We start from the raw sequence: 13780 nt of genomic DNA on the forward strand, positions 1-13780 counted from the left end.
TTCTACCTCCTGTGAATAAAGTGAAATTTTCTAATAATTAACCACAGAAAGTATAACATTGATTTTCACCCAAAAATGGATGTAATAATTGCCAAGGATGCTTTGTCATACATGCGGGGGTAAGTGAATAGGTCTTTATTCCCACCTGTTTATTCTTTCATTTTAAGGGACTTTGCAAGCCCTATTAATTCTGTATCCATCATAGAACCCTTAACTAAAAGAATGGTTTTTTCATCTAGCAGATTTTCGACATATTCCTTTACAAGAGCTGTTGAATCTGCTGTGAACACCTTTCCTTTAAACCCATATTTTTTTGCCTGCTCTGCTAAATGCTTTGTATTTTCCCCCACCGCAATTAAGATATCGATTTTTGTAGATGCAATTAATTTTCCTAAATCATGATAAATTCCCCTTACATGACTTCCTAAATAGGCAATATCACCTAATAATAAAGCGTTTGTTTTATTATTTCCCAGAGTTTCCAATACTTGAATGGCTGCTGCGACTGATGTTGGGTTTGAGCTCCACGTGTCATCGATGATCACAGAGGCATTGATGCCCTCTTCAACCTGGAGATGCCGTTCCAGATTTTCAAAAGCCCTCAATCGTATCACTGCCTTCTTAAGGTTCAACCCGATTTTATGGGCTGCTGCAAGAGCAAACAGCGCATTGTAAATCTGATGCTCACCATATCCCGGTAAATAGGCTCTATAAGCCTTCTCTTTATGGTGCAAAGTAAATGACATTCCGTTCTTTTTGTAAACCATATCACTTGCCCTATAATCAGCACTTTCACTTGTTCCACAATAAATGATATCGCCGGTGAAACCTGTGAGAGATATTTTTTTTGTGTTTTCATCCTCGCTGTTTAGGATAAGAGTGCCACCTTTCCTGACACCTGATACGATCTCGGATTTTGCTTTAATATATCCGTCTAACGTCTTGCACTTATCCAAATGATCGACACCGATCGTTGTAATGATTCCAATCGTGGGCTGAAACACCTTGCAATGATAGTGAAGATTGCCCGGACCGTTCAGACCCGTTTCAAACACGGCAGCATCTGTATTTTCATCGATTCGCATTAGATATTGGAAGGATTTCCTGGTGGCATTCCTGCTTCTGATGGTGGATTGAATGGAATGTGTGGAGGATAAAAGGTGGGAAAGCATTTCTTTGGTAGTGGTTTTTCCACAAGTACCTGTAACTGCGACAATCGGCAGTTCAAATAATTGCCGGTAATACCGGGTAAAAGCCCAGAAGGCGTCATCTGCATCTTGGACCCTTATCATACCGGCAGCTTCTATATCCTTCAGTTCTTCATCGCTTTTATCGGTTACGATGACATAAGGCGAATATCTTTTCGCCTTATCAATGTGAAAGGCTTTGCGCTTCTTCAAAAAAATTAACGTATGTTTCTCTTTTATTCTGTGTAAATGTGAAACCATTGCATCCTTCACGACGAAATTTTCATCCCCGTATACGACCTCTCCGTTCATCACACCTATCAATTCTTTCAGTGGCAGAGGTTTCATTGTCTCACTCCTGTCCTAATGTTATCGTTCATCATGCTGCTTCCTTTCCATTTCACCTTTCTTGATAATATGTTCTTTAAGTTCCATTAGATCATTATCTGTATTGGAACACTTAAACAAACATAAACTATCAGGTGATAATAATGAGATGACCTTTTGATAGACGTCTTGAATATTTAAATATGAGTATACTTGGATATGCGTGTTTTTTTCTTCTACTCTATCAGCGATTTTTTTAGAGTTCTGTCCATAGGTTATGAGAACATCTATGTTTTGCTCCGAAATCATCTCCCCAACTTCTAAATGCGTTTTTGTCGTGTGATCTCCCAACCTGCCGATATCGCCGATTAATACGATCTTTTTCCGGTTGTACGCAATGGATTGCAGGACTTTCAATGCCTCTTTTAATGCTCCGGGAGTTAAACTCCATGAATCATCAATGATGGTAGAATCCTTGATCCCCTGCTTCACTTGTAAGTGTTTCTCCAGTACATTAAACGATTGCAGTGCATTGATGGCATTGGTGATATCCACACCCACATTCAGTACAGCACCGATCGCTGCCATTGCATTATAAGCCTGATGCTCGCCGAGACAAGGCAGAACCACGGAATATTGTTTATAATCATATGTCATCGTGAACTTGGTTTGACTTGAATCCATTTTAATATCAGTAGCTCTCAAATCTGTCCCTGCGGATTTCCCAAAGGAAACCAGTTTCCCTTTATAGTCTTTTAATGGAAGTGTTGCTATATTTTCATCGTCTCCATTTACAAGTAAAGTCCCTTTGTTTTTTAAACCTTCAATGATTTCTCCCTTTGCCAAGATATAATTTTCCAATGTTTTACATTTATCCAAATGAAAGATTCCTATGTTCGTGATGATTCCGATGGTAGGCTGGAAGATATCACAATGATATCGAAGATTCCCGGGAGCCCCCAAGCCGGTTTCGAATACACCCACTTCTGTATCCTCATCGATTCCCATCAGATATTCGAAGGACTTCCTTGGCGCATTTCTGCTTCTTACAGTGGACTGAACGGAATACTGCTTTTTTAAAATATGAACAATCATATCTTTAGTCGTTGTTTTACCATCCGTTCCAGTAATGGCAATAACAGGTATATTGAATAAGCTTCTATAATATTCAGCAAATGCAAATATGGCTTTTCTGATATTTTCCACCTCAATCACCGCAAAGGCTTCCTGATATATCTCCCTGCTATTCCTCGCATCACTAATGATGACAAAGGGTTCCAGATGTTGTATTTTCTCATAGTTGAATGGCTGCCTTCTATCTAAAAAGATCATGGTGTTGCTCTGAATGATGGGATGGAGATGATAAATGACTGCATCTTTCACCACTACATCCTTTGAACCATGAACCAAGCGCCCTCCCACCACCTCTATTACTTCCTTTAGCTGTAAACGTTTCACCATTCACCCTCCCTTTTCCATTCTTACTCAGATTCCATCAAGCGTTTTCTTAATCTCATCAAGGGTCTACTGCCGGCCCGGCACTTCACCAGCACATATGTGTCTTCATCCAGATGATTCAAAATCGTTTTGTCCATCCCTTTAATACTGGTAAAAGGATGCACAATGATATCCTGACTCTCCCTTGCTGCCTGCTCCGCTATATACTGCGCTTTCTTTCCATACGTGATCAGGACATCTATGCCACATTCCACCACGTATTTTCCGATTTGCTTGTGTACATCCTTTGACTCTGCGCCAAGCCTCTCGATATTTCCGAGAAGAGCAACACGTTTCTTTCCTTTTCCTATAATAGAAAGTGTTTTAATGGCTTCTCTTAAAGAGGTAGGGTTGACGTTCCAAGTATCATCGATGATGGTTGACCCGTTCCGTCCTTTACACAGTTCAAAGTGCCTTTCTATATTTTTAAAGCTACTTAACCTTCTGATTCCCGTTTCAATGTCTTCCCCGAGTTCTATCGCTGCCCGTAAAGCAGCCAATCCATTGTAGACGTGATGCTCTCCGATTTCTGGGATAAAGGCAGGGTATTCTTTGCCGTTTGCTTGTAAGATGAAACGGGTTCCTTCTTCACTGATGGATATTGAGGTTCCCCTGAAGTCGGAATGCTTATGGATACTGAAATAATGAACGGTTCCTTTATACTCCTCCAAGCTGATTTTAGAAATGTTCGGATCATCTGCATTTAAGAGTAGCGTTCCTTTATTCTGCAGTCCTTCAAGCATTTCCGCTTTAGCTGCAAGGTATCCTTCGAAGGTCTTGCAACGATCAAGGTGGTAACTTCCGATGTTGGTAATAACCCCGATGTCCGGTTGATAAACCTTACAGTGATACCGTAGATCACCCGGTCCGCCCAAGCCTGTTTCGAATATACCGAAGTCTGTGCTTTCATTTATCTTCATCAGGTATTCAAAAGACCTATGGGGGGCGTTATCATTCCACTCCGTTGAAGTGACAGAATGATTCTCCTCCATAATATGTGTGAGCATCTCCCGGGTCGTTGTTTTCCCGCATGTCCCCGTGATGGCAACAATCGGGAGTGAGCATATTTTCCGGTAGCCTGTTACAAACTTCATAAAGGCTTCTCTTACATTTTCTACTTGAATGATGGTCAATCCCTCATCCTCGTTTACAGAATCTTGGTCATGATCTGTTATTACGGCACAAGGAGCATTTCTTATCATTCTCTTCCATTTTTTCTCACTGATCGCCTTCCTTTTATCCATGAAAACCAGTGTATGACTCTTCTTTAACTTATGCTGATGGAATATTATCGCATCATGGATGTTCATATTTTCAGAACCACTTACCAGCCTTCCATTTAACAGCCTTCTGATATCCGTTAATTTCAGCGTAATCATTTCGTTCCTCCTGCTCATCTAGTAATCTAATCTACAAACATCAAAACATCTGTATATTTCCTTGACCTGCTTTCTGTTTTCTTAAAACCGTAAGATAAGAAGCACTCTAAAGACATTTTCGTACAGGAAGCTTTAATCTTTCTCACATTGAATTTCTTCACGTAGTTCAATCTCGTTTCAAAAAGTTTTCGATAGATGCCCCTCCGTCTGTACTCCCCCCGAACATAATCACTTTTAAATACCGCCTTTCCATGCTTCTCTCTTATATAACAAGAAACAAATCCAGCCATCTCTCCATCCACTATTGCACAAAACCATACAGATCCCGGCACGTCATTAACCCTCATTCCATCTTTACCAGCAAGTAGAATGAGAGGCTCCAGCTCCTTAAATGTGGATTTCTCAATCGATATATTCATGGGAATCACCTCTCTTAATCTGTTAACCCTCTTCTATGTATTAATATATGTACAAGTTTTCACTGAGGAAACGGCTAAAGGCTATTTATATAAGGCTGTTACCACAAGATGGCTGTTCCTAGTGGTTGTCAAGAACTCGGTTGAGTCGAAAAGCGGTTGAGGTTCAGAAAGACATCCGGCAGTGAAAATGCATCATTTTGTCCTAAAGGGACACTTGTCCATAGCAGAATTACCTCCCCTTGAATTAACTATAGAAAGGAGGCTATGACTACATGGGAAGTACTATACTTTCTTATAAAAAACTAGAAGCATTAATAGAGAAGAAAACGAAACAATGTCCATTCCTTTCCCTCTCCTCAATCGGCAAGTCCATTGAAGGTCGGGACATTTGGTGTGTTACGATTCAAAAGCCTGCCGATTCCGGAACAAAAATAGTTCAAACAAGGAAAAGCTCTTTAGGGGGACGCAAGAAAACGCCAATCGTCATTACCGCTTCCATTCATGGACATGAAGCCACCGGATCGACAGCTTTAATGCGTTTTTTGAATAAGATTCAAAAAGATGGCGATAGCACGAAATGGCTGGATGATTTGATTATATTTTGTGTCATTTGCTGTAATCCAGACGGATATGTGCATAAGACACGCTATAATGCAGAGGGCTTTGATATAAACAGGGATTTCATTACACAATCACAGCCTGAAACAGAGAGCATCGTCAATCTCATTGTGAAAGAAAAGCCTGCCGTCGTATTGGACTTGCATGGGTATGTATGGAAAAAATCCTCTCACATTGGATTGATTGAACCCTGTACCCCACCCCACAACCCGGCTTATGAATATGATTTATATCTGAAGGGCGCACTGCCCCTTGTTCAGCGCATGGAAGACTTTCTAATTGCAGAAAAAGAAACGTTTTCTTCTAAGAGGTTTAAGTCGTTAAAAGGGACATTCATTCCTTACCGTGATGGAAAAGGTGGATGGGATGACTATAGTCCATATTGCTGTTCGATGTATTCGATGCTGCATGGTGCGATTGGGATTACCATTGAATCACCGAGCCGTTCAGAGGATGGCATCACCTGGCTTCTTTTAGCTCTTTCAGCTGCTCTTACCCATATTTCAAAGCACAAAGAGGAACTAAACAAAAATCAAGCTGCCTTTTTCCAGCGTGGAATCAAGAATGTTCATCCCACTCACTCACCGGACTTTTTTCCAAAATACTACGTACTGACAGAAAAGAACGAACGCCATTCAGAGTTCAGGAAACTAAAGCGACATCTTCAGAAGAATGGAATAAAGCTGTACTCCTCTACGAAAGATTTCACGTATGAAGGACATTCATTTTCAGCAGGCACCACCATTGTCCCAATGAATCAAGCACGAGCGAATATAGCTTACTGTTTCCTCACTAAAGGGGAAGATCTCTCGTCAGGATCTGAAAGAATATCTGAATTTTGTTCCTGGAGTCTTCCATTAAGCTGGGGGGTCAACTGTCACCCTGTATTTGAAAAGGTAGATGCAGGTATGAAACCCTTCAAATATTTGAAAAAAAACTCTAAACCTAAAGAAACAAGCGCAGGTGCACCTGTTTCTGTAGGCATTCTTATAGATGATGGCCTTTTTCATAAAAAGGCTCATTCAGGGCTGAAGCTTGCCCTGCAGCAAATGAATATTCCGTTCCAGGAATTTAGAGCGAAGGATTTAGCTTCAGAAAAAGCATTATCCTCTGTGAATGTTCTTATTTACAACGGGTATGAGCACTTATTTTATCCACCATCAAACATAAGAAGCCTTTACCGCGATTTCGTACTCGATTCCCCCGCTCAACAGGAAGCCTGCCGGAATAACCTTCATGCCTTTGTAAAAAAGGGTGGAAAAGTGATCGGAATAGGTGCTGGCGCTTCTAAAGCCTTAACCTCTATTCTTGAGCTGAGTGAAGCTGAGGTTCATTCTGGCGGCTGGAATAAAAATGCATTATTGCAGATCCACTATGAGAACCATCCCATAACCAAAGGATATCACGCTGAAGATACCGGTTTTGTTTACCGGCCAGCCTGGTTTACGAATACCGGCAATATGAAGGTGGTCGCAATATATAAGAATAATCCTGATTCGTTACTTGCAGGCTACTGGCCTGACTATGATCAAGCACAAGGAAAGGCTGCCATCATCGCAAGCCTTTCGGGAAATGTCATTCTCTTTGGGTTGGAAATTTGCTTCAGGGGACACACAAGTTATCTCTATAGACTTTTATGGAATGCCATTTATTCATGAGTTGAACGATGTAAAAAAGGCGATATACCTAATCACAAGTGTCGTTCCCCCAACGGGACGACCATCATTTACTAGTAAGGAAGAAGATATTTTAAAGGAGGTTAGTCAATTGATTCGAATTGGAATGCTGCACCACCGAAAGCATCCTGATAGTGTTATTAAATCATACGCTTATGCAGCTGTTGCCAAGGCAGAAGGAACGCAGATGGTCTATTTTTCTCCAGGGGGAGTAGATTTTATAACGAAAACCATTTCCGGATTTGAATATAAAGACGGAAAGTGGGTGGAAGGAACATTTCCGTTTCCTGATGTTATCTATAACACAGGAAGCCCTGAAAAGCTTGCTAAATCCAATGACGTTATTCAGAAGCTGAAGAAGACTATTCCATTTACCACCCATTCGATCGGCAATAAAATGGCGGTTTATAAACGACTGAAGGAAGCTGGAGAGTTCACACAATATTTGATTCCCTCAGAAGTAGTAAGAGGGACGAATCACTTCTTTTCTTTTTTGGAAGCTTATCGGAAGATTGTCTTTAAACCTGTAAACGGGCGTAAAGGTATATCTATTATTTATATTGAACGTGTCGGAAATGATTTTAGAGTGTTACTGAACACGGACGATCATCTTTATTCCTATGATGAATTAAAAGTATTTGTTTCAGATCATATTCAAGAAGAGGAATTTCTCGTCCAGCCTTATATCAATTGCCGGACAAAAGATGGAAGCGTATTTGACTTTCGGCTTCACGTTCAAAAAGACGGTGATGGGAAATGGGTCATTACCTCTATCTATCCGAGGATCGGCGCACCGGGAACGATTGTCTCAAACATTAACAACGGCGGTTCGATGAATTATCTGGTTCCTTTTTTGAAGCAGGAATTTGGAAATCATGATTACTTTAACATTAAGCGCTATTTAGAAAACTTTTCTTTGCTCCTTGCCCGGCATTTGGACGAATTGCAAAAGGAACGTTATTCAGAAAGTATTGATGAGCTTGGAATTGATGTTGCTTTGGATGACCTGGGGAAAATATGGATCTATGAAGTGAACTGGAGACCAGGATGTCCCCCGACCTTTTATCTTGAGATGGATGTTGTCAAAAACACCATACAATACTGCATCTATTTAGCCAAGGAAAAATCCAAGTAAATAATGAAAGGAGGATTACTATGGATAAAGATTTCTCCGTTGAAAGACCGATCATTGCTGTAACCGGAAGCTCAGGCAAAACAACTACCAAATCATTCATCGCGTCTATTCTCAGAACCCGCTGGATTATCTTCGAATCCAGTGATTATTGGAACCGGACCGACCATACAGAAAAGCACCAGGATGAAATCAACTTCATTCACCGGGCTATTGTACTTGAGTATGGAATGGCGTTTCCCGGCGTAATCCAAAAGCATTGCAAGATAATCCAGCCTAACATAGGAGCGATCACCAATATCGGTACTGCCCATATTGGCAACTTCAATGGCGATATCAGGGGAATAGCTGCTGCTAAATCGGAGCTTATTAAGGGAATGGATCGTGATGGACATTTATTCTTAAATGGAGATGACAAGAATTCAAAGCTTCTTCACTCTAAGAATTTCAAAGGAGTACTGAAGAAGGTCAGCATTCATTCCCCATCAGATTACCAGGCAAAAAATCTGCGCTACAGCGTGGAAGGTATCAGCTTTGACCTAAAGCTTTCTGGTAAATCACATACCTTTTCCATCCCATACCATGGAGAATTTTATGTTTACAATGCCCTTCTCGCCATCGCCATTTCGGACCTTCTCGGCTTTAAGCCTGAAGAAATTAAACAAGGATTGAATGAAGTTAAGAAGCCAAAGCACAGGCTTGATGTTATGCAGCTGAAAAGCAATATCACGCTGATTGATGATACAGTCCATGCTTTCCCTGATGCCATGAAAGGAGCACTCGACGTACTTACGAAATTGGAGGGTGAAAAGAAAGTGGCAGTTCTGGGAAGTATGGCAGGCTTTGGAGACAAACATGAAGCCGTTCACAAAGAAATAGGAAGATACGTCGCTGAGAAAAAGATTGATTACCTCTTTACCTATGGCAACCTTTCCAAAAATATTGGAGCCGGCGCAAGAGAAGCTGGTATGAACAAACAGAGAATCTTTCACTTTAACCGACATTATATGAATGAATTAAATGCGAAACTAGAAAAAATCATCCAACCAAACTGGACGATTCTGATTAAAGGAGCAAGCGGCCTTGAGATGGTGGATACGGTGGAATATTGCAAGAAGATTTTTGGTTAACAGCCTACGGATTAAACACCATCTGAAGAGAAAAATTCATATAAAAATGATACGCCTTGTTTAAAGCCGCAAAAGCTTAAACAAGGCGTTTTCTTTACTAGGTAAACATTTTTTGACTTGTACGTGAAAAAAGGGAGGAAAATGCACACCCTCCCTTTTTCTTATTGAATTACCGTTGTAATCTTTTCCTTCGGAGACTCTTTAATCCAAAACTGAATTTCTGCAGCTGCTTTCTTCGCGTTCGCCTCAGCTTCTATTGCTGTATTTCCAACAGCGGTTACATAGGCGTACCGGTGTCCCATAGACAAGGGCGGTGTAATCACTGATCCTTTACGGGGCTTGACATAAACTTCTACTACCCCCTGGGAGGCAAGGGCTTTTCTTTTTCCTGTAACTTTCTCGAGTGTCCCTTTTTTCTCCACCGTGACGTACTGCATGTACACATTCTTTTGAAACTTAGGCGTTAAATCCGGATCATTCCCCAGCGCCATTTTCAACATTTCTTCAACCAGATTGATTCCATAGGCTGCTTTGATCATATTATTCATTCCGGCACCTGAAATACGTGCATTTATTTCAATCAACTTCCACTGATTTCCTTTGCGGCGAAGCTCTAAGTGACAAGGTCCGGTCTCGAGCCCATGCTTGGCAACGATCTCTTTTATCGCTTTCATCAGACCATTTGAAAATCTTACCCCTGGATTCAGTAATAATTTATAACCCATCACAATAAAGCGTCTATTATACTGAATATCCTGTTTGATGATTGCCATAATATGAACCTTTCCTTTGTGAACCACCACTTCCACCAGATACTGAGGTTCCGGAAGGTATTCTTCTATTAATATCGGCTGATTTTCATAAAGGGTACTCAACGTATTATACCGCTTCCGATACTCTATTAGATTTCCAACCTTGTACACATCTTTAGAGCCGGTAGATTTTGGGGATTTCATGACCAAAGGAAACTTATTCTTGATTTTCGGTTCTAACTCCTTACATTCTGCCTTTGTTACAACCGTCCAATATTCTGGAGTTACTGATGAGTTCTTCAGCAGTTCCCGTGATTGAATTTTATTTTGAATATTTTTCATTCCTTCAGTTGAAAAATGATTTAAATTAAAGTGATCGGCAAGAGTACATGCTGTGTAGCTATGGGGATCGACATAGCTCACAATAGCGGAAATTTCTATCCCTTTCAAAATTAGGGCTTTTACTTCCTTTTGCAGTACTTTCATATCACTGAGATTACATAATTTCATCAAATGGACATCGGGAAATTCCTCCCGCTTCGCCACAAAATTTGGTCTTTCAGTGAACAGGACGGTATAAAATCCAAGTCTGTCTGCCGTCTTAATTGCTTCCCTGCTTGAACCTGACTTAGTGGTTTCTATAAAGATGATAGACTTCATTCAAGGTACGCTCCTTCATTTATCATATTCTCTTTCAAAGCTCAGGATGGGTACGAGCATTGCATTACTGTACAGTTTATTCTGTTGATACTTTGGGGGTGTAGGCTGATTCAATGATGATACCCCTAAATATTTTATATATGTAAAGAGCCGCTTCCCCTCTATTCACTCTATCCTTGCAGGTGGTAGTCAAGCTGTTTCGTTTTTTAACAGGAGTCTAGCAAATTCTCGTCCAATTATCTGTTTTCACCTTTAGTTGCCCATACTTATCAAAAAACAGCTCATATACTGAGTAGAGACTAAACACATAAAGGAGCTGCTTTTCCCCCATGAATGAATACATCCTCTATATAGGTACAAACCAATCAGGCTCCCCACGGGACGGTATTGAAGCAGGAAAAAAATTGGGCTACTCCACTATTCTATTTACTAACCGCAGGAAGTTTATAAGAGAAAGAGAACTCTTTCAGGATGTCGACGAAATGTACGAAGTAGATTTAAGGCATGAAGAAGAAATCAGGAGAGAAATATCTACACTTCAGCAGGAAGGAAAGAAAATTGCGTGCATAATCAGTTTTCTCGATTCTTACGTTTATGTAGCAGCCCGGCTGTCTAATGAATTCTGTGGAACCGACATTTCCTTGGAACCGATTGCTGATTGTATGGATAAAACAGTGCTCCGAACGAAACTGACCGGAAAAGAATATTCTTCTGATTTCATTAAAATGGATCCTCCCTTTTCTAAAGATGGTGTAAAGACCTTCTCATATCCTGTAGTATTAAAATCACCCGTTTCTAACGGGTCAAAGGATGTCCTTCTCATTCGTAATCAAGATGAGCTGACTGCAGGCATAAAAAAATTAAAGCGAAAAAAACCTCCAAGTCTTCTTGTAGAAGAATACTTAGAGGGACCTCAATACTTAATAGAAGTGGTCATCAAAGAACGCAAGCCCGTGATCACAGTGGTCGTCAAACAGCAAATCGACTATCATAAACGATTCATTGTCACCGGGTATAGTGTTTCACCCGTATACCATCATCCGGTACTAGTCAGAAAGGTTGGAGAGATTGTCAATGACCTTGGCTTTGTTAACGGAAGCTGTCATTTAGAAATGCGGCTGGTGAAGAATAAATGGAAACTCATTGAAGTCAACCCTCGAATCTCCGGGGGAGCAATGAACAAAATGATAGAAGAAGCATATGGACTGAGCATAGTGGAGGAAACGTTAAGGGTATATCTTAGTAAACCTCATCATAGCGAACGCAAATGGGAAAAACATATCTACACCTACTACATGACTGTCAACAAAACTGGCAAGCTGTTAAAAGTGATTGGAAAAAACATGGCAGAACAACAAGAAGGCATCATTGAAGTATATATAAAACCCAAAAATGGAAAAACACTTCGCCCTCCAACTTCCATGGGGCATCGTTATGGGTATGTTATGGCGAGCGGGGAGTCCGTGCAGGAATCAGAGAGGCGTGCAAAAGATGCCTCTAAAGACATTCAATTTTATTTAGAATCAATCTAAACCGTTATATATGCACTACACCACTTTTCCAGACTAAAATACACTAATGATAAGAGACAGGTGAAAGGAGGATTTAAGGCGATGATTTGTCATCACGATAGCTGTATATGCGTAACCCTGAATGAATTATTACTGGAACAATTCCAATTGGCCACTCAGAAATTTAAGTTCATTTGTGAATACGACAAGGTAGACACCATTCCATTTATACTATACACAAAGGAAGATAGCGAGCCGTTTCGAGCACACCTCCACACCAACTGCACCATATTCTTTAAGCTCATCGATATAGATGATGGCTGTGCAACACTGAGTCTACTGGTCGGAATGGATATAGACGGATACATTACCGACGATGTCGATGAATTATTTACCCTATATCAAACCGACAAATGTATCAGCATCGACTGCAACTGTTTTCTCGGAATTCAGCCCCTTCCTCCGAAATTAGTCAACCGGAAGCTTCCGGATATCGAGGAGCGGGGAATGGAGTTTGATCGGGAGTGCGATGATAAGTAAGGATAGGGGTTGAATCTAATTTTTTGGGTTTTGCTCTTTTTAAGGGTGACTAGAGCCAATTCAAGGACTCCAATCACCCTAAATCCATTAAACGCGGGACAATCTGTTCAATACAAACTCCTCAACTACTTCTGCTACACCATCTGCCATATTAGAAGCTGTAACAAAATCAGCTTTCTCTCGAATATCCTCAGGAGCATTTCCCATCGCAACGCCAAGACCGGCGAATTCAATCATGGTAAGGTCGTTATAGCTGTCTCCGATGGCAATGACCTCTTCTGCTTTAATGCCCATTGGCTTGATCAGGTAGTCAAGGCTTGCCCCCTTCGTCACGCCCAGCTGCGTAAACTCCAGGAAGAATGGCTTGGAGCGCATCACACTCAGTTCACCTTCCAGTTCGGCTTGAAGCTTTTTCTCGACGTCTACCAATCGACCGGCTTCTTTTAACATGAGTGCCTTTACAACAGGCTCCTGAATCGCTTCTTTAAAGTTTGGAACGACCTTTACAGGCAGTCCTGTCAGTTCACTTTCAATAGAAGCAAATTCACTTGGTTCTTCTACAACAATCGCATCATCAGCATATGTCAGAATGCCAACCTCTTCCCGTCTACTTAAATCGTATAAGCGATGAACCGTTTCAGCTGATAATGTTCGACTGTATTTCTCTTCGTTTGTCTTGCAATCTATTATTTTCGATCCATTGAAAGAAAGAATATAGCTTCCATATTGCTCAAGCTTCAGTTCTTTTACAACCCATCTCATTCCAAACGTTGGGCGGCCGGATGCCAGAACAACTTTCACTCCCGCTTCCTGTGCCAGAAGCAAAGCATCTTTTGTACGCTTTGAAATCGTTTGGTCATCTCGTAATAATGTATCATCTAAGTCCAGTACAATCATTTTATAATTCATCATGAAAAATCCTTTCAGGAAATCTGATTTATATTATCTTACT

General features: G+C 40.8%; 11 protein-coding genes. 5 read left to right on the top strand and 6 right to left on the bottom strand.

Features of this window, described 5'->3' with window-relative positions; translation table 11 throughout:
- Positions 1-149 precede the first annotated feature (149 nt).
- Genes FZC88_RS12810 through FZC88_RS12825 form a run of 4 tightly spaced genes read right to left on the bottom strand, consistent with a single transcriptional unit; the run spans position 150 to position 4809 of the window.
- Positions 150-1535 (bottom strand): Mur ligase family protein, encoded by a 1386-nt coding sequence (locus FZC88_RS12810; RefSeq protein WP_148995199.1) that lies wholly within the window; start codon positions 1533-1535, stop codon positions 150-152.
- A gap of 21 nt (positions 1536-1556) precedes the next feature.
- A complete protein-coding gene (locus tag FZC88_RS12815) occupies positions 1557-2972 on the bottom strand; it encodes a Mur ligase family protein (protein WP_187443617.1) in 1416 nt (471 codons plus the stop codon).
- 23 nt (positions 2973-2995) lie between these two features.
- Positions 2996-4390, bottom strand: a complete 1395-nt coding sequence (locus tag FZC88_RS12820; RefSeq protein WP_187443618.1) for a UDP-N-acetylmuramoyl-tripeptide--D-alanyl-D-alanine ligase — start codon at positions 4388-4390, stop codon at positions 2996-2998.
- A 26-nt stretch (positions 4391-4416) separates the two neighbouring features.
- Positions 4417-4809: a GNAT family N-acetyltransferase gene (locus FZC88_RS12825; RefSeq protein ID WP_148995202.1), complete on the bottom strand. Its 393-nt coding sequence runs from the start codon at positions 4807-4809 to the stop codon at positions 4417-4419.
- Positions 4810-5081: 272 nt separating this feature from the next.
- Between FZC88_RS12825 and FZC88_RS12830 the strand changes: the two genes are divergently transcribed.
- From FZC88_RS12830 to FZC88_RS24500, 3 genes are all read left to right on the top strand, one after another.
- Positions 5082-7085: a DUF2817 domain-containing protein gene (locus FZC88_RS12830; RefSeq protein ID WP_148995203.1), complete on the top strand. Its 2004-nt coding sequence runs from the start codon at positions 5082-5084 to the stop codon at positions 7083-7085.
- A gap of 109 nt (positions 7086-7194) precedes the next feature.
- On the top strand, positions 7195-8238 hold the full coding sequence (locus FZC88_RS24495) for a YheC/YheD family endospore coat-associated protein (RefSeq protein WP_262371865.1): 1044 nt from the start codon (positions 7195-7197) through the stop codon (positions 8236-8238).
- A gap of 20 nt (positions 8239-8258) precedes the next feature.
- The gene (locus FZC88_RS24500) at positions 8259-9365 is read left to right on the top strand and encodes a UDP-N-acetylmuramoyl-tripeptide--D-alanyl-D-alanine ligase (protein ID WP_262371866.1); all 1107 of its coding nucleotides are present in this window, start codon (positions 8259-8261) and stop codon (positions 9363-9365) included.
- A gap of 161 nt (positions 9366-9526) precedes the next feature.
- Here FZC88_RS24500 and FZC88_RS12840 read toward each other — a convergent pair whose 3' ends face one another.
- Entirely contained in the window at positions 9527-10777 is a 1251-nt protein-coding gene (locus tag FZC88_RS12840; RefSeq protein ID WP_148995204.1) for an ATP-grasp domain-containing protein, read from the bottom strand.
- Positions 10778-11106: 329 nt separating this feature from the next.
- Here FZC88_RS12840 and FZC88_RS12845 point away from each other — a divergent pair, with 329 nt between their 5' ends.
- Both FZC88_RS12845 and FZC88_RS12850 read left to right on the top strand, forming a co-directional pair.
- Entirely contained in the window at positions 11107-12309 is a 1203-nt protein-coding gene (locus FZC88_RS12845; RefSeq protein WP_148995205.1) for an ATP-grasp domain-containing protein, read from the top strand.
- Positions 12310-12390: 81 nt separating this feature from the next.
- Positions 12391-12828 carry a CotY/CotZ family spore coat protein gene (locus FZC88_RS12850; protein WP_148970703.1) on the top strand — a complete coding sequence of 146 codons (438 nt, stop codon included), beginning with the start codon at positions 12391-12393 and terminating at the stop codon, positions 12826-12828.
- 87 nt (positions 12829-12915) lie between these two features.
- On the opposite strand, the gene FZC88_RS12855 is transcribed toward FZC88_RS12850, so the two are convergent.
- On the bottom strand, positions 12916-13737 hold the full coding sequence (locus tag FZC88_RS12855; RefSeq protein WP_148995524.1) for a Cof-type HAD-IIB family hydrolase: 822 nt from the start codon (positions 13735-13737) through the stop codon (positions 12916-12918).
- Positions 13738-13780 lie beyond the last annotated feature (43 nt).

The sequence above is a fragment of the Rossellomorea aquimaris genome (assembly GCF_008180865.1).
In the GTDB taxonomy this organism is placed as follows: domain Bacteria; phylum Bacillota; class Bacilli; order Bacillales; family Bacillaceae_B; genus Rossellomorea; species Rossellomorea yichunensis.